At 60.7% G+C, this 15,117-nt stretch carries 16 protein-coding genes; 7 read left to right on the top strand and 9 right to left on the bottom strand.

Going from position 1 to position 15,117, the window contains the following annotated elements; genetic code table 11:
- Positions 1 to 45: 45 nt before the first annotated feature.
- The 3 genes from CXK91_RS09460 to pyrE form a co-directional block, all read right to left on the bottom strand.
- On the bottom strand, positions 46 to 1,521 hold the full coding sequence (locus tag CXK91_RS09460; protein ID WP_103455897.1) for a DUF3360 family protein: 1,476 nt from the start codon (positions 1,519 to 1,521) through the stop codon (positions 46 to 48).
- Between the two features lie 216 nt (positions 1,522 to 1,737).
- A complete protein-coding gene (locus CXK91_RS09455) occupies positions 1,738 to 2,331 on the bottom strand; it encodes a DUF4124 domain-containing protein (protein ID WP_181003934.1) in 594 nt (197 codons plus the stop codon).
- A gap of 20 nt (positions 2,332 to 2,351) precedes the next feature.
- A complete protein-coding gene (pyrE, locus tag CXK91_RS09450) occupies positions 2,352 to 2,993 on the bottom strand; it encodes an orotate phosphoribosyltransferase (RefSeq protein WP_103455896.1) in 642 nt (213 codons plus the stop codon).
- 85 nt (positions 2,994 to 3,078) lie between these two features.
- Between pyrE and CXK91_RS09445 the strand changes: the two genes are divergently transcribed.
- Entirely contained in the window at positions 3,079 to 3,858 is a 780-nt protein-coding gene (locus CXK91_RS09445; protein ID WP_103455895.1) for an exodeoxyribonuclease III, read from the top strand.
- A 16-nt stretch (positions 3,859 to 3,874) separates the two neighbouring features.
- On the opposite strand, the gene CXK91_RS09440 is transcribed toward CXK91_RS09445, so the two are convergent.
- Both CXK91_RS09440 and rph read right to left on the bottom strand, forming a co-directional pair.
- Positions 3,875 to 4,243: a DUF4870 domain-containing protein gene (locus CXK91_RS09440; RefSeq protein WP_103455894.1), complete on the bottom strand. Its 369-nt coding sequence runs from the start codon at positions 4,241 to 4,243 to the stop codon at positions 3,875 to 3,877.
- A gap of 17 nt (positions 4,244 to 4,260) precedes the next feature.
- Positions 4,261 to 4,983, bottom strand: coding sequence for a ribonuclease PH (rph, locus tag CXK91_RS09435; RefSeq protein WP_103455893.1), 723 nt, complete (start codon positions 4,981 to 4,983; stop codon positions 4,261 to 4,263).
- A 153-nt stretch (positions 4,984 to 5,136) separates the two neighbouring features.
- Between rph and CXK91_RS09430 the strand changes: the two genes are divergently transcribed.
- The 5 genes from CXK91_RS09430 to CXK91_RS09410 all read left to right on the top strand — a co-directional run bounded on the left by CXK91_RS09430 (position 5,137) and on the right by CXK91_RS09410 (position 9,731).
- Complete coding sequence (locus CXK91_RS09430) at positions 5,137 to 6,000, top strand: YicC/YloC family endoribonuclease (RefSeq protein ID WP_103455892.1); 864 nt, start codon at positions 5,137 to 5,139, stop codon at positions 5,998 to 6,000.
- A gap of 70 nt (positions 6,001 to 6,070) precedes the next feature.
- Positions 6,071 to 6,691, top strand: coding sequence for a guanylate kinase (gene gmk / locus CXK91_RS09425; protein WP_103455891.1), 621 nt, complete (start codon positions 6,071 to 6,073; stop codon positions 6,689 to 6,691).
- A 116-nt stretch (positions 6,692 to 6,807) separates the two neighbouring features.
- Positions 6,808 to 7,071, top strand: coding sequence for a DNA-directed RNA polymerase subunit omega (gene rpoZ, locus CXK91_RS09420; RefSeq protein WP_003283345.1), 264 nt, complete (start codon positions 6,808 to 6,810; stop codon positions 7,069 to 7,071).
- 60 nt (positions 7,072 to 7,131) lie between these two features.
- Positions 7,132 to 9,240, top strand: coding sequence for a bifunctional GTP diphosphokinase/guanosine-3',5'-bis pyrophosphate 3'-pyrophosphohydrolase (gene spoT, locus CXK91_RS09415; protein WP_103455890.1), 2,109 nt, complete (start codon positions 7,132 to 7,134; stop codon positions 9,238 to 9,240).
- A 110-nt stretch (positions 9,241 to 9,350) separates the two neighbouring features.
- Positions 9,351 to 9,731: a RidA family protein gene (locus CXK91_RS09410; protein WP_103455889.1), complete on the top strand. Its 381-nt coding sequence runs from the start codon at positions 9,351 to 9,353 to the stop codon at positions 9,729 to 9,731.
- Between the two features lie 47 nt (positions 9,732 to 9,778).
- On the opposite strand, the gene CXK91_RS09405 is transcribed toward CXK91_RS09410, so the two are convergent.
- From CXK91_RS09405 to CXK91_RS09395, 3 genes are all read right to left on the bottom strand, one after another.
- Complete coding sequence (locus CXK91_RS09405) at positions 9,779 to 10,336, bottom strand: OmpA family protein (RefSeq protein WP_181003942.1); 558 nt, start codon at positions 10,334 to 10,336, stop codon at positions 9,779 to 9,781.
- A 23-nt stretch (positions 10,337 to 10,359) separates the two neighbouring features.
- The gene (locus CXK91_RS09400) at positions 10,360 to 10,821 is read right to left on the bottom strand and encodes a FecR domain-containing protein (protein ID WP_103455888.1); all 462 of its coding nucleotides are present in this window, start codon (positions 10,819 to 10,821) and stop codon (positions 10,360 to 10,362) included.
- A 395-nt stretch (positions 10,822 to 11,216) separates the two neighbouring features.
- Positions 11,217 to 11,975 (bottom strand): substrate-binding periplasmic protein, encoded by a 759-nt coding sequence (locus tag CXK91_RS09395; protein ID WP_103455887.1) that lies wholly within the window; start codon positions 11,973 to 11,975, stop codon positions 11,217 to 11,219.
- Positions 11,976 to 12,469: 494 nt separating this feature from the next.
- On the opposite strand from CXK91_RS09395, the gene CXK91_RS09390 reads away from it, so the two are divergent.
- Positions 12,470 to 14,446, top strand: a complete 1,977-nt coding sequence (locus CXK91_RS09390) for an AAA family ATPase (protein ID WP_103455886.1) — start codon at positions 12,470 to 12,472, stop codon at positions 14,444 to 14,446.
- Positions 14,447 to 14,486: 40 nt separating this feature from the next.
- On the opposite strand, the gene CXK91_RS09385 is transcribed toward CXK91_RS09390, so the two are convergent.
- A complete protein-coding gene (locus tag CXK91_RS09385) occupies positions 14,487 to 15,104 on the bottom strand; it encodes a TPM domain-containing protein (RefSeq protein ID WP_103455885.1) in 618 nt (205 codons plus the stop codon).
- Positions 15,105 to 15,117: the final 13 nt, after the last annotated feature.

The following is a 15,117-nucleotide window of genomic DNA, read 5'->3' as shown; positions in this document are numbered from 1 at the left end:
AATGAAAAGGGGAGCCGAGGCTCCCCTTTTCTATGCCGCCAGTAATCAAAGATCGATGCGGAACGACTCGAGCATCGCCGGGATACCCGGGAACATGCCGATACCCAGCATTACGGCGCATAGCACGATGAACACGATCGTCGGGATCACCCAGCGATGCAGGTGGCTCAAGGACTGACCACGCTCCTTGTCACCGATCAGCCCGAGGTTGTCCAGCAGCACGGTCAGCGACCAACCGAACACCGGGTTAACCAGCGCCGACGAGAAGATCACGATAGCGGCGGACTGCGAAGTCTTGCCCTCACGAGTCATCTGCATGCCAGCCTCCAGCAGCGGCAGGAACACCCCAACCATCAGCGCCACGCTCAGCACCGGTGGCCAGATTGCAAGGTCCATCGGATAACCCCACAACGCTGCCACCACGCAGAGCAGCCCGGTAAGCAGCGCACCAGCAGGAATCGGCCGCTTGGCAATGGCTGCCGGCACCATGAAGGTGCCCCAGGAAGAGGCCAGGTTACCGCCACCCAGCGACGTGCCGACGATCTGCCGTGCCGCTGCGACGCACATGGTGTCATCGATGTTCATCAGCACTTTCTTCGCCTTTGGCGGGTAGTTGAGCTGCTGAAACACGCGATGGCCGAGGAAGTCCGGCGACCACATCGCCACCGCCAACACGGCGAAGGGTGCGACAGCGATGAAATGGTGCAGGTCAGGCAAACCGATCTGCCAACCAGTGTTCTCGCCCCACCAATACATTGGATTGAGATTCGGCACGCCCGGCTCGGTGGTGAACTCGAACGGAGCGCCCATCACGAAGGCGATCAGCGCCGCCAATGCCGAGCCAAGCGGGATCGCCAGCCAGCGCATACGGATATGCTCGAGATAGGCGTACATCACGATGGTCGCGAAGACCACGACGAAGGCGATATAGCCCATATCGAAGCTGTCGGCCCAGCCGAACAGCTTCTTGATCTGCGAGGTGATACCGATGAAACCCAGATAGAGCAACAGGCCGCCGCAAACCCCGTCGCTGGTAAGCCGTGCCAGCAGGCTTCCGCCCTTGAACACACCCAAGGTAAAGCCGAGTACGCCGACCATGATGCCCAACGCCATCGGATGCCCACCCGATGCGACGATCAGCGGAATCAGTGGAATCAGCGGGCCATGGGTACCGGCCAGGTTGGCCGTAGGGTTGAGAAAGCCGGAGAACAGCACCACGAAGAGCACTGCGGCGATCAACATCTCGTAACGAGCGTTCTCGATGACGAACTCATTGGACAGTCCCATGGGGCCAGCGAAGGCCGCGACTACCGCTGCCACCATGACGATCTTGCCGATGGTTGCCGCCATCGCCGGCACCCAGTCTTCGTACTCGAAGCGGTAATCACGAAACGGCAGGTTAATACCCCAGCGTTTCGGCGCCATGATCTCCAGTTCGTGCTCCAGATAATCGGAGCGAGTTGCGAAATTTCCCTTCGGCTTATGGAGCTCCTGATAACTGCGTAGGTCCCTATCATTCATGATATTCAGCCATACCGAAAAATTTGCGACACGGTACAGACTGCCCCCTCTGAACTCATCCCTACCTTGAAACTATTGAGTTAGAGCGGTCACTATGATAGTAAGCAAGCTACCCAACAGGCGCCGAGTGATAAGCCTCGAAACGAATCTGACAAAGATGGGAGTTGTTGGATGTGGCAGGAGATGCTGAACAGCTTTCCCGCAAGACGGCAAAAACTACTGCGCCTGCCCGAGCAGCTCAGCGATGCGCTGGCGATCATTGGCAAAACTGACCTCGGCATCGACACGCGCCTTTTCGAACCGCGTGAGGTCACGCAGCAGGCTTTGCTCTTCGGTTTCAAGGTTCTTGATCTGTGCCAGCAGGTTATCCGGCACGTTGCGACCAGCGCGCTCATGGTTGGCCGCTTGCTTCTGCAAACTGCTGCGCTGATTCCGAATCGATTGCAGATTTCCCCGAGCCAGCCCGATGACGCTGCCAAGTTCGGCAAGCTTGCGTGTCTCGGCCCGCTCCACATCCTCGACACTGGCATACAGTCGAAGCAGCTGCGCATCAGAAGCGTCACGTGCCTTCTGCGCCTGCAGCCGGGCGAATTCCTCGGCGCTCGGCGCCGGCGGTACGACACGAATCACCCGCCCTTGCTCGTTGAGGACCTGATAGCCACGTGAAATATGCTGCGGCGGCACGCCGTGACGGTCGAGCACGATAACGCCGCGCTCATCGACATAGCGATACAGCTCGGCAGCCGAAGCCAGCGCCGGGCATATGACTGCCAGCAAAAGCAACGTTCGAACGGCTACCGATTTGCGCATGGTGGAACACCTACCCTGGGTCAGATTCCATACTGCGCGCGATAAGCCTCTACCGCAGGCAGGTACTGTTTCAATTGAACATCGTCGGCGAGATATTCCAGCACTTGTTCCAGCGACACAATACTGATTACCGGCATTCGATAATCACGTTCAACTTCTTGAATCGCCGATAGCTCTCCCTGCCCTCTTTCCTGACGATTCAATGCAATGAGAACGCCCGCTGCCTCGGCATTCTGGGCCTGAATGATCTGCATCACCTCGCGAATTGCAGTGCCAGCCGTGATCACGTCATCAACGATCAGCACGCGACCTGCCAACGGGGCACCGACCAGGGTGCCACCCTCTCCATGATCTTTGGCTTCCTTGCGGTTGAAACACCAAGGCAGGTCGCGCTGGTGCTGCTCGGCCAAGGCAATGGCCGTAGCGGCGCCCAGGGGAATGCCCTTGTATGCCGGACCGAAAATGACGTCGAAGTCCAGCCCGCTCTGCATTACCGCCGATGCATAGAAGCGCCCGAGCTGAGCCAGCGCGCTACCGCTGTTGAACAGACCGGCATTGAAGAAATAAGGGCTGGTGCGGCCCGACTTGAGAGTGAACTCACCGAAACGCAAAACGCCGCGCTCGATGGCGAAGCGAATGAACTCGCGCTGGTACGCCTGCATGAAGAAATTTCCCGGAAAACCACTGTTTTAGCTAATTGCGAAGAGCTTGGGTTATCATACACGCACGTGTTTTTAGGGGCCATTTATGCGGATCATCAGTGTCAACGTGAATGGCATTCAAGCGGCGGCACAGCGAGGATTGCTCAGCTGGCTGCAAGCGCAGAATGCCGATGTCATCTGCCTGCAGGATACCCGCGCCTCTGCCTTGGAACTCGACGATCCGGCTTATCAACTGGACGGTTATTTTCTCTATGCCTGCGATGCCGAGATTCCGGAGCAGGGAGGCGTGGCGCTCTACTCCAGACTGCAACCAAAAGCCGTCATCATGGGGCTAGGCTTCGAGACGGCGGATCGCTATGGCCGCTATCTGCAGGCCGACTTCGACAAGGTCAGCATCGCCAGCCTGCTGGCGCCGTCTGGCCAAGGCGGTGACGCCGGCCTAAACCACAAGCTCAAGTTCATGGACGACTTCGCCCACTATATGGACAAGCAGCGTCGCAAGCGCCGCGAGTACATCTATTGCGGCTCGCTGTACGTCGCCCATCAGAAACTCGACGTGAAGAACTGGCGCGATTGCCAGCAGGACCCCGGTTTTCTGGCACCTGAGCGCGCCTGGCTGGACGAAATCTTCGGCAACATGGGCTATATCGATGCCCTACGCGAAGTCAACCGCGAAGGCGACCTGTTTAGTTGGTGGCCGGATACCGAACAGGCCGAAATGCTCAACCTCGGCTGGCGCTTCGACTACCAGATACTGACGTCCGGCCTGCGCCGCTTCGTGCGTAGCGCTCGCCTGCCGCGTCAGCCGCGCTTCTCCCAGCACGCGCCGCTGATCGTGGACTACGACTGGACGCTGAGCCTCTGAGGCTTCACGGCTTGCCCTACTTGACGATCCGCCAGCAGAACGGATAACGGTAGGGCTTGCCCTCGTTGGCACGAATGCCCGCGATCACCACCAGCACCAGCGCCACCACGCTCACCAGCACCATCAACGGAAAACCGATGAGGATCCAGGCGAGCACGCCGCAGATCATCATCAGAATGCTGAACGTGAGCTGAAAATTCAGCGCCTCCTTGCCCTGCTGATCAACGAAGGGATCCATGTCCTTCTTCAGTTGCCAGACAATCAGCGGACCGATCACGTTTCCGATCATCGGCACCAGAAACCAAAAGAACGCCGAATAGTGGCAGAACATTGCCCACTGGCGCGCTTCGCGACTGGGCAGCGGAACCAGATCCTGATCGGTCATCGCAGGTGTCCTCTCTATCAGTCTGCAAGCGCCGCGCGCTGCAATTCGAACAGCTGCCGTACACCGTCATGGGCCAACGCCAACATCGCATTGAGCTCTTCAGGATGAAAAGGTGCGCCCTCAGCAGTACCCTGAACCTCGATGAAGCCGCCAGCATCGGTCATCACTACGTTCAAATCGGTTTCTGCGGCGGAGTCTTCCAGATAATCCAGATCCAGCACCGGCGCGCCCTGATAGATACCGACCGAGACCGCTGCGATCATCTGCTTGATCGGATCGCCCGATTTCAGACCGCCGCGCTTCTTCAGCACCTTGAGAGCGTCGATGACCGCCACCATGGCACCGGTGATGGACGCCGTGCGCGTGCCGCCATCCGCCTGGATCACATCGCAGTCAATGAACAACGTGTTCTCGCCAAGCTTGCTCATGTCGAGTGCTGCACGCAGCGACCGCCCGATCAGACGCTGGATTTCCAAGGTGCGACCACCCTGCTTGCCGCGCGTAGCTTCACGCTGATTCCGGTCCCCGGTGGCGCGCGGCAACATGCCGTACTCGGCAGTCAACCAGCCTTGCCCCTGCCCCTTGAGGAAGCGCGGAACGCCGTTCTCGATACTGACCGTGCAGATCACCTTGGTATCGCCAAACTCCACTAGCACCGAACCCTCCGCGTGCTTGGTGTAATTGCGGGTGATGCGGATCGAGCGCAGCTGATCGGCGGCACGGCCACTGGGTCGCTTCATGAATACACGTCCTGCTAGAGAAGAAAGTAACCGGCATTATAGAGGCCATTGATTGCAAATAGGGTCGCGGCCGTCAGGGCATCACTGCAGCGACACCCGGTTTTCCTTTACAATCCTTCGCCTTTCGCAGCCCGTATTCGAGAGGTATCCCCGATGGTCCACAGCATGACGGCCTTTGCCCGCAGCGAGCAGGCCGGCACCCATGGCACCCTCAGCTGGGAAATCCGCTCGGTCAATCACCGCTATCTCGAGCCTCACTTGCGCTTGCCCGAGGCATTTCGCGATCTCGAGGGACTGATCCGCGATGCCCTACGCAAAGGCCTTTCTCGCGGCAAGGTGGAGTGCACCCTGCGTTTCACCGAGGAAAACAACCGCACGACTCTGCAGGTCGATCGCGAACGCGCCAGCCAGCTGATCGCCGCGGCCGAAAGTGTTGCTGCGCTGATCAGCAAACCCGCCGCCATCGACCCGCTGCAGGTGCTCGGCTGGCCCGGCGTATTGGTAGGCGATGCTATCGATCCGCAAGCACTCAACCACAATGCCCTACAGCTCTTCCACAGCGCCCTTGATCAGCTCAAGGACGGGCGCCAGCGTGAAGGCGAGGAGCTGGCCAAGCTGCTCAACGAGCGCCTTGACAGCATCCTTGAAGAAGTTGCGACACTCCGTGAGCAGGTGCCGCATATGCTGGCAGCCCAGCGTCAGAGGATTCTCGACCGCTTCGCCGAAATGCGTGCCGAGCTTGACGCTCAGCGGCTCGAGCAAGAAATGGTGCTGCTGGCGCAGAAAAGTGATGTTGCAGAAGAGCTAGACCGCCTGAGCACTCACGTAACCGAAGTGCGCCGAGTACTCAAGACCGGCGGCGCGGCCGGCCGGCGGCTCGACTTTCTCATGCAGGAGCTCAACCGGGAAGCCAACACTCTCGGTTCGAAAGCCTTCGACACGCGCAGCACGCAGGCTGCGGTTAACCTGAAGGTATTGATCGAACAGATGCGCGAACAGGTGCAGAACCTCGAATAACCACCTGCCGTCAAAAAGCAGCTGGTCTATTTTTGTCCCACAGCATTCATAGCGATTCCAGGAACCCGTCATGTCCGCCACCACCGGTACGCTCTATATCGTTTCCGCGCCTTCCGGGGCCGGCAAGACCAGCCTGGTCAAAGCGCTGATCGATGCACAACCGCAGGTGCGAGTGTCGGTTTCCCACACCACCCGCGCCATGCGGCCAGGCGAGGTCGACGGAGTGAACTATCACTTCGTCAGTCGCGAGGACTTTCTCGAGCGCCTGGAGCGCGGCGAATTTCTCGAGCATGCCGAGGTATTCGGCAACCTGTACGGCACTTCGCAGCGCTGGCTAGAAACTACCCTGGCCGAAGGTTTTGACCTGATCCTGGAAATCGACTGGCAGGGCGCGCAACAAGTGCGCCGCCTGATGCCTCAGGCCAAGTCGATCTTCATTCTTCCACCGACTCAGGAAGCCCTTCGCCAGCGCCTCAACAATCGCGGGCAGGACAGCGACGAAATCATCGAAAAGCGCATGCGCGAAGCAGTCAGCGAAATGAGCCACTACGTCGAGTACGACTACCTGGTGATAAACGACGATTTCGCCCACGCGCTGATCGACCTGCAATCGATCTTCCGTGCCAACCAGTTAATTCAGCTGACGCAGCAACAGCGGCATGCCCGCTTGCTCAGCGAATTGCTGGCGTAGATCGCCTGACGCGCGGCGCCGCAGAAACATCGCTTCCATTCGGGCTGGTGATTTTTTAGACTACTCCGTCCGCTCGCCCATTCGGGCACGCTCTACAGTTACTGATGAGGAACACCATGGCCCGCGTTACCGTTGAAGATTGCCTGGACAACGTTGATAACCGCTTCGAGCTGGTCATGCTCGCTACCAAGCGCTCGCGTCAGCTGGCCACCGGTGGCAAAGAGCCCAAGGTCGCGTGGGAAAATGACAAGCCGACCGTCGTCGCGCTGCGCGAGATCGCTTCCGGCCTGGTCGACTACGATGTCATTGCTCAGGACGAGATCGTTGACGACGAACCGCTCTTCACGCAGTACGAGGAAGAGCCGAACGAGGCCATCTGATTAAATGCCAGGTCGAAGTCGAACCGATAATATCGAAGCCCGCTGGCAAGGAGCATTATCTTGCCAGCCATAGACGCGCTTGCGGATCGCCTATCGACCTACCTCGGCCCCGACCAGGTCAATCTGGTCCGCCGTGCCTATTTCTACGCCGAGCAAGCCCACGACGGGCAGCGCCGACGCAGCGGTGAAGCTTACGTCACCCACCCCCTCGCGGTAGCCAACATCCTCGCCGACATGCACATGGACCATCAAAGCCTGATGGCCGCAATGCTGCATGACGTCATCGAAGACACCGGCATTCCCAAAGACGCACTGGTCGCGCAGTTCGGCGAAACCGTTGCAGAGCTGGTCGACGGGGTCAGCAAGCTGACCCAGATGAACTTCGAGACCAAGGCCGAAGCGCAGGCCGAGAATTTCCAGAAAATGGCCATGGCGATGGCCCGCGATATTCGCGTGATTCTGGTCAAACTCGCCGACCGCCTGCACAACATGCGCACGCTGGAAGTGCTGGCCGGGGAAAAGCGCCGCCGCATCGCCAAGGAAACCCTCGAGATCTACGCCCCCATCGCCAACCGGCTGGGTATGCACACCATGCGCGTGGAATTCGAGGATCTCGGTTTCAAGGCCATGCACCCGATGCGTTCCGAGCGCATCCGCGCCGCCGTACGTCGCGCCCGCGGCAACCGCAACGAGATCGTCGAGAAGATCGAACAGTCGCTGATCCACTGCCTCGAGCGTGAAGGATTGGAAGGCGATGTGCTGGGCCGCGAGAAGCATCTGTACAGCATCTACAAGAAGATGCGCGGCAAGCGTAAGGCGTTCCACGAGATCATGGACGTCTACGCTTTCCGCATCGTGGTGGACAAGGCAGATACCTGCTATCGCGTGCTGGGTGCCGTGCACAGCTTGTACAAGCCGCTACCTGGCCGCTTCAAGGATTACATCGCGATTCCCAAGGCCAACGGCTACCAGTCGCTGCACACCACGCTGTTCGGCATGCACGGCGTGCCCATCGAGATCCAGATTCGTACCCGCGAGATGGAAGAGATGGCCAACAATGGCATCGCCGCGCACTGGCTGTACAAATCCAGCGAAGACGAAGTACCCAAGGGTACTCATGCCCGCGCCCGCCAGTGGGTCAAGGGGGTACTCGAGCTGCAGCAGCGCGCCGGCAACTCGTTGGAATTCATCGAAAGCGTGAAGATCGATCTGTTCCCGGACGAGGTCTACGTGTTTACCCCGAAGGGCCGCATCATGGAGATGCCCAAGGGTTCCACCGCAGTCGACTTCGCCTACGCGGTGCATACCGATGTAGGCAACACCTGCATCGCCTGTCGCGTCAATCGCCGCCTGGCACCGCTGTCGCAACCGCTGGAAAGCGGCTCGACGGTAGAAATCGTTACCGCCCCGGGCGCGCGTCCGAACCCGGCCTGGCTGAACTTCGTCGTCACCGGCAAGGCGCGTACGCATATCCGCCATGCCCTCAAGCTGCAGCGCCGCTCCGAGTCGATCAACCTCGGTGAGCGCCTGCTGAGCAAGGCACTCAGTGGCTTCGAGACCAATCTGGAGAAGATCAGCGCCGAGCGCATCCAGCAGGTGCTCGCCGAGTACCATATGGAATACGTCGAGGATCTGCTGGAAGACATCGGTCTGGGCAACCGCATGGCCTATGTGATCGCGCGCCGCCTGATATCGCGCGACAACGAGGAGGCCCCGACACTCGAGGGGCCGCTGGCGATCCGTGGCACGGAGGGGCTGGTGCTCAACTACGCCAAGTGCTGCACACCGATTCCTGGCGATCCGATCGTCGGACATTTGTCCGCCGGCAAGGGCATGGTGGTGCACCTCGACACCTGTCGAAATATCGCCGACGTCCGTCATAACCCGGACAAGTGCATCCAGCTGTCCTGGTCGAAGGATGTCACTGGCGAGTTCAACGTCGAACTGCGCGTCGAGCTGGAGCACCAGCGCGGCCTGATCGCACTGCTTGCCGGCAGCGTCAACGCCGCCGACGGCAATATCGAGAAGATCGGCATGGACGAGCGCGACGGGCGCATAAGTGTCGTCCAGCTGGTGGTCAGCGTGCATGATCGCGTGCACCTGGCCCGGGTTATCAAGAAGCTGCGCGCGATCAAGGGCGTCACACGCATCACCCGCGTCAAGGCCTGATCACTCCGCCAACGCCTTCGCAGGCAATACCCGCACAACGCCTCGGCTGGCCGCTGCCTCCGTCAGCCATTATGCTGGCTGCCCGTTGCCCAATTCCCAGAGGAGTCTCCATGAGCAAGACCGTGATCAACACCGACAAGGCCCCTGCTGCAATCGGCACCTACTCGCAGGCCATCAAGGCCGGCAACACCGTTTACCTGTCCGGGCAAATCCCGCTAGACCCCAACAGCATGGAGCTGGTGGAGGGTTTCGAAGCGCAGGCGGTTCAGGTGTTCGAGAATCTCAAGGCGGTAGCCGAAGCTGCTGGCGGCTCGCTAAAAGACATCGTCAAGCTCAACATCTTCCTAACCGATCTCGGCAACTTCGCCACGGTCAACGAAGTGATGAGCCGTTATTGCCAGCAGCCATATCCGGCACGCGCTGCCATCGGCGTTTCCGCGCTCCCCAAGGGCGCCCAGGTTGAAATGGACGCAATTCTGGTCATCGACTGATCTGCTCCAGGCCGGCGCGGTGCAACACCGTGCCGGCGCGTGCTTGATCAGCGCACCAGCACCTCGACCCGCCGGTTACGCGGCTCGGCGGTAGCATCCGGCGTCGCCACCAGCAAATTGCGCTCACCGTGGGACTCCACACGCAGCTCCATCGCCTCCAGCCCGCGGGATCGCAATAGTTCGGCAACGCTCTGTGCTCGGCGCAAGCCCACCTGCTCGTTAGCAGCACGATGGCCCAGGGTGTCGGTGTGACCGATCACCGTGACAACCGGATAATCCCGCCGACGGGCAGCCAGCAAGACGCTGTCGAGCACCTGCTCGGCTGCACCGTCCAGTTCTCCGGATGGCGCCAGGCGGATCGTGAAGCGCTCAGGTAAAGGTGGATGCGCTGCCAAGGTCTTCTCAAAATCCCTTTTGCGCTGGAGCTCGGAAACGCTGTACGCCTGGCCGGCGCCAGCGATGGCCACACCCTGCCCCGATACGTCGAGCAGCCGATGCTCATCATCACCAAGCATCACTCCACCGCGCCCGCCCGAGTCGTCCGCCAGCATCACATAGGAATGCTGCGCGCAGCCGCCTAGCGACGCGATCGTTAGCAGCACCATCAGCCGTATCAGCAATTGCCGTTTCACGGGCTCACCTTCATCAGTACGTGGCCACCGCGCACGCGGACTCGGCCCTCCGGAGTTTCGATGACGATGGCTTGCGGGTCGAGCCGCGCCATATCGCCGGAAATCAGACTCAACGTGCCACGAGTGAGCATCGCGCGCAGACGCAGTTCATCCTTTGCCGGGACGAAGCGGTAGTCATCCAGGGTCAGCTCGCTATATGGTCCGAACGACAGCACGCTGCCATCGCCGAGGATCACGCCCAGTGCGCCTTTGGCACCAGTGCTCAGCGCCACGCCAGGCACAATTGCCTGGCCTACCTTGGCGGCATTGGTATGGCCGCGACTGCTGATGTAGGCAGCGCCTTCCACCCGGGCCACGTGCCCGATGGGCTCGGGCAGGCTTTCGGCCACGGCAGGCGCGCCCCAGGCCACGGCTGCCACACAGCAGGCGCGCAATAAATAGAAGTGAGGACAAATCATCGAAACTCTCGAGTCGGGAATGCAGGAGGAGCGATGCCGTTTGGCTCCAATGGACTAAGGCAGTCCAAACCGGCAAAAAATCCCCGCCGTTTCGTTTTCCGGCCATTCAGGCCCTGGACAGCGATGCCATAGGGCTGCGACCGGGCCGGCGAACTCGGCTAAAAGGCTCTCCCAGGTGAGGCGGGAAAGCCTGGGCAGTTGCGCCCGCGCAGATGCTGTCTACTGCGTTCAACTCGACGCGATATTCTGCATGGCTTGCAATCGGGGTTGGCTGAAATAAAACCTCAGCTGGCAAATGAAGAAAAGATGGCTGCCCCCGCCACTTCATCAGCGTTTCGACTCACAGCGCTGCGCGCTGGCCGCGCAAAGCACTTCGGCGGCCAGCGAGTCCGACTTCAGTTCACATAGCGTCGGGCAGCCTGTTGCAGCAATCCTTCCTGCTTCATCTGGTCGAGCGTGCGCTGAAGCTTCTCGACAACCGCGTCAGGCGTTTCCTTGTTCAGTGCCAGGTACAGATCGACCCGGCTCAAGGTCAGCGCAACGGCCAACGGCCCCACGCCGGCCTCCTTCGCCTCGTATTCGCCGGAAGGGTTGGTCGTTGCCCAGAGGTCAAACTGGCCGGCCTTGAGCTTGGCCGGCGTGTCGATCAACGAACTCTGCACCTCGATACCGCGGCTGATCAGATACTGGCTGCCCACGCTGCCATCCTTCGAGCCGATGCGATACTGCCTGGCATCGTCCAGCGAGGAAATCTGGATCGGACTGTCAGGCCTCTTGAGCAACACGATCTGAATCTCGCTAAGGGGGCCGACCCACTTGTACTTGGGCTCACGTTCGGGCGTGCGGCTCAGGGAGAACACGGCGAATCCGGGGCTCTTCTCGGCCAGTTGCTGCAAGCGACTCCAGGGAAAGCGCAGGGTGAGCGTGTAGGGCACACCTGCCCGCTTGAACAGCGCGGTCACCACCTCAGCGTCGATGCCGCTGATGGCACCCTCCTTGGCGAAGTTCTTACCATCGGCGGCCATACTGAACGGCGGGAAGTTTTGCGTGAGCAGGTTGATCGCCTCTTCGGCGGCGCTGGCCGAAGCAAATGGCAGGAGAGCAATCAGCGCGCTCAGAAAAGCGGAGCGGAGATACTTGTTGTTGATCGGCATGTTGAAGTCTCGGGTCGAACGGACGTTATTTTTATGCCGCCACCGGCATCGGGCCCGGCGCAGCTGTTGGCAGATTTCGCTTATGTGCGCAGCGGTTCGAGGCAAACCGCCGCGCGGCGGTGAACCGTAGCAGGCCGTTGCGCCACAATCTCTGCGTCGGATCACTTACGTGACAGACACCCATCAGCGAAGTAGGACGAGGCAGGACTTTGAAGTCTTTTGCCGCCTGAGATTTCGTTCCCCCAGCAACCGGTCATTCGTCGAAAAGATGCCCTCCGTTCGTCGCGAGACCGCCCCCATGGTGGCACTTGCCGTATTCTCGCCGGCTATCGGAGTCTGCCGATCCGAGACACAGTCGGGCATATAAATCGCATCCAACACATCCGAACTGTGGAGCGCCATGCAATTGGCGCCGCGGGTTTCCCGCAAAACAACTGTGGTCCGCCTCTGGCGGTGGTTTGTCGAAACATCGGGGCTTCCCGATTGGATGTGAAATGAAAACACCACGTCTGCTACAAGGTCGCCGCGGCCCTGTGCTCTCCGTTATCTTTCTACTGCTGATCGCCACATGCGTGGCCTATTGGCAGTTGCGCCCTTCCGCCCCATCGGTGCCAGCCACTGGCGCGGCCGCCAGCATGGTCGAAGCCCTGCAGGAGTCCACCGAACCTTGGCAGGCCAATCGGCGCGACCTCTCGGTGCTGATGGGCGATCTGCGTGGCGCCAGCATTGCCAGTGCTGCACTGGGCAAGGATGCGGTCTATGTCAGCCTGAACGATGGTCTGCGCTACTGGGTGCCCGACCAGTCCGGGCGCGTCGCCGGCCTGCTGCTCGAGCAGTACGCTCAGCGCAGCGGCGAGTTGTTCCCGCTTGCCGTGTTCCAGACCGATGCGGAAAAACCCTTCTACACGTACCTGCTGCCTTACTCGCCGTTCGTCCTATTACTGATCGGCGCTGGAGTCTTCTTCACCATGAAGACCCGCAGCTTCGCGGTGCAACGCAAGGGCAGCGGTATTACCTTTGCCGATGTCATCGGCGCTGCCGAAGCCAAGCAGGCACTCAGCGACGTGACCGCCTACCTGCGTGACCCGGCCTCCTATGCGCGCCTTGGCGCCCGTCCGCCCAAGGGTGTGTTGCTGACCGGCGAGCCCGGCACTGGCAAGACCCAGCTGGCCAAGGCGCTAGCCAGCGAGTCGAATGCAAGCTTCATTCAGGTGACCGGTAGCGACTTTTCCTCGATGTACTTCGGAGTCGGCATCCAGAAGGTCAAGGCGCTGTTCCGCACCGCGCGCAAACAGGCACCCTGCATCATCTTCATCGACGAGATCGACGGGATCGGCAAACGTGCGGAGCAGACCCGTTCCAGCGATGCCGAGAGCAACCGCATCATCAACCAGTTCCTCGCCGAGATGGACGGCTTCGACGGTGCGGCCGGTGTTCTGGTGCTAGGCGCCACGAATTTTCCGAACTCCCTCGACCCGGCGCTGGTGCGTGAAGGCCGCTTTGATCGTTCCATCGCCGTTGGCCTGCCGGGCCTGGATGACCGCGAAGCCTTGTTTCGCTTGTATGTCGCAAAAGTCAGCGCCGCGAGCGATCTGGATCTAGCGCAGCTGGCGCGCAACACCGTCGGCCTGACGCCGGCCGCCATCGCCTACATCGTCAACCATGCGGCCCTACTGGCCGCTCGCGCCGGCGCCAAGCAGGTCGACATGGCCCACTTCGTCGACGCAGTGGAAACCTGCCGCATTGGTGAGCAGCCTTCCGGCGCAACGCCGCTGTCGCCGACAGATCGCAAGCGCATTGCCGTGCACGAGGCCGGCCACGCACTGGTCGCAGCGGCCTTGAATGTCGGTCGAGTGGAGAAGGTCACCATCCTGCCGCGCGGCCAGGCGCTGGGTGTAACCCTGGTGACGCCGGTAGAAGACAAACGCCTGCATATGTATTCCGAATTGCGCAATCGCATCCAGATGCTGCTTGCCGGGCGCGGTGCCGAACAGCTGTACTTCCACGAGGTGTCTTCAGGTGCCGGGCAGGATCTGCAGGAAGCCTCGAAGATCGCCCTGTCCATGGTTGGCGCCCTGGGCATGGGGCCGCGTGGCTCGCTGCTGAGCCTGCAAGCCGTACGTGACGCGCACCTGGACAGCGATCCGCGCGACGCACTGGAAGCGGCCGACGAATTGCTGCAGCAGCTAAATCAGGATTGCCTGGCGTTACTGCAACGGCTTAGGCCCGCCCTCGACCACATCACCCAGCGCCTACTCGACTGTGAGACGGTGCCAGGTGAAGAAGTACTGGCCGCCATCGCGCGACTTCCGGTTGATCGCGCCCATGGCGTCTCGCCTTTGCATGGCCCCGTCACCGGTCTGGAGCGGGTCGCCGCGTCGGCTTTCGACGACACGAGCGGCGCGTTGTTCGATCTTGTCGCCGGGGAGCCCAAGGATGCCACTGAACCGGAAGGGCCCGGAATGGCGTGAGACGCCAACCGATCTGCTCCGCCTGGCAGCGGCCGCTCCCTCAGGGCAGCAACACCAGGCGGTTGGGCAGCTCGTCGCGCTCGTGAGTCTTCGGCACATGCTGCGCCAGTAGTGCACCACTGGCCTCGATGCAGCCAAGAAACCCCTCCAGCACCTGCCCCTGCTTCACTCGATCGGTGAAGCAGGCGACGATCGACTCCCACGCAGCATTGTCGATCCTACTGGAAATGCCGCGATCTACCAGAATCTCCACGTAACGCTCGGCTTCCGACACAAAGATCAGCACCCCGGTGTCGGCATCGGTGTGGTGAAGGTTGAGCTCGATAAACTGCCGCCGCGCCAGGTTGCAAGCACGCCAGCAACGCACGGAGCGTGGAATCATGCGGCTGGTCAACGCCGGCATGCGGAACAGCACGGCCAGCACGATAAAGGTCGCCCACTGCACCAGCAGCAGTTGCCAGGCGCCCAGCCAGCCGCTGAAGAACAGCAGCGCGCCAGGCAGCAGCAACGCGATCAGGCTCGCCCAAAGCAACGGAATGTAATGGTAATCATCGGCGCGCGCGGCCAGCACCGTCACCAGTTCGGCATCAGTGGTGCGTTCGACTCGCTCTATCGCCTCGGCCACTTGTTGCAGTTCGCTTTCGCTCAGTAAGGTCATCGTTCATCCATCA

The sequence above is a fragment of the Stutzerimonas stutzeri genome (assembly GCF_002909485.1).
GTDB classification, from domain to species: Bacteria; Pseudomonadota; Gammaproteobacteria; order Pseudomonadales; family Pseudomonadaceae; genus Stutzerimonas; species Stutzerimonas stutzeri_AH.
This window is presented reverse-complemented; position numbering and strand designations above follow the sequence as displayed.

Excerpts from the sequence above, each read along its gene's own strand:
- CXK91_RS09460 (WP_103455897.1), bottom strand. The coding sequence starts at position 1,521 with ATGAATGATAGGGACCTACGCAGTTATCAGGAGCTCCATAAGCCGAAG.
- CXK91_RS09455 (WP_181003934.1), bottom strand. The coding sequence starts at position 2,331 with ATGCGCAAATCGGTAGCCGTTCGAACGTTGCTTTTGCTGGCAGTCATA.
- pyrE (WP_103455896.1), bottom strand. The coding sequence starts at position 2,993 with ATGCAGGCGTACCAGCGCGAGTTCATTCGCTTCGCCATCGAGCGCGGC.
- CXK91_RS09445 (WP_103455895.1), top strand. The coding sequence starts at position 3,079 with ATGCGGATCATCAGTGTCAACGTGAATGGCATTCAAGCGGCGGCACAG.
- CXK91_RS09440 (WP_103455894.1), bottom strand. The coding sequence starts at position 4,243 with ATGACCGATCAGGATCTGGTTCCGCTGCCCAGTCGCGAAGCGCGCCAG.
- rph (WP_103455893.1), bottom strand. The coding sequence starts at position 4,983 with ATGAAGCGACCCAGTGGCCGTGCCGCCGATCAGCTGCGCTCGATCCGC.
- CXK91_RS09430 (WP_103455892.1), top strand. The coding sequence starts at position 5,137 with ATGGTCCACAGCATGACGGCCTTTGCCCGCAGCGAGCAGGCCGGCACC.
- gmk (WP_103455891.1), top strand. The coding sequence starts at position 6,071 with ATGTCCGCCACCACCGGTACGCTCTATATCGTTTCCGCGCCTTCCGGG.
- rpoZ (WP_003283345.1), top strand. The coding sequence starts at position 6,808 with ATGGCCCGCGTTACCGTTGAAGATTGCCTGGACAACGTTGATAACCGC.
- CXK91_RS09410 (WP_103455889.1), top strand. The coding sequence starts at position 9,351 with ATGAGCAAGACCGTGATCAACACCGACAAGGCCCCTGCTGCAATCGGC.
- CXK91_RS09405 (WP_181003942.1), bottom strand. The coding sequence starts at position 10,336 with ATGGTGCTGCTAACGATCGCGTCGCTAGGCGGCTGCGCGCAGCATTCC.
- CXK91_RS09400 (WP_103455888.1), bottom strand. The coding sequence starts at position 10,821 with ATGATTTGTCCTCACTTCTATTTATTGCGCGCCTGCTGTGTGGCAGCC.
- CXK91_RS09395 (WP_103455887.1), bottom strand. The coding sequence starts at position 11,975 with ATGCCGATCAACAACAAGTATCTCCGCTCCGCTTTTCTGAGCGCGCTG.
- CXK91_RS09390 (WP_103455886.1), top strand. The coding sequence starts at position 12,470 with ATGAAAACACCACGTCTGCTACAAGGTCGCCGCGGCCCTGTGCTCTCC.
- CXK91_RS09385 (WP_103455885.1), bottom strand. The coding sequence starts at position 15,104 with ATGACCTTACTGAGCGAAAGCGAACTGCAACAAGTGGCCGAGGCGATA.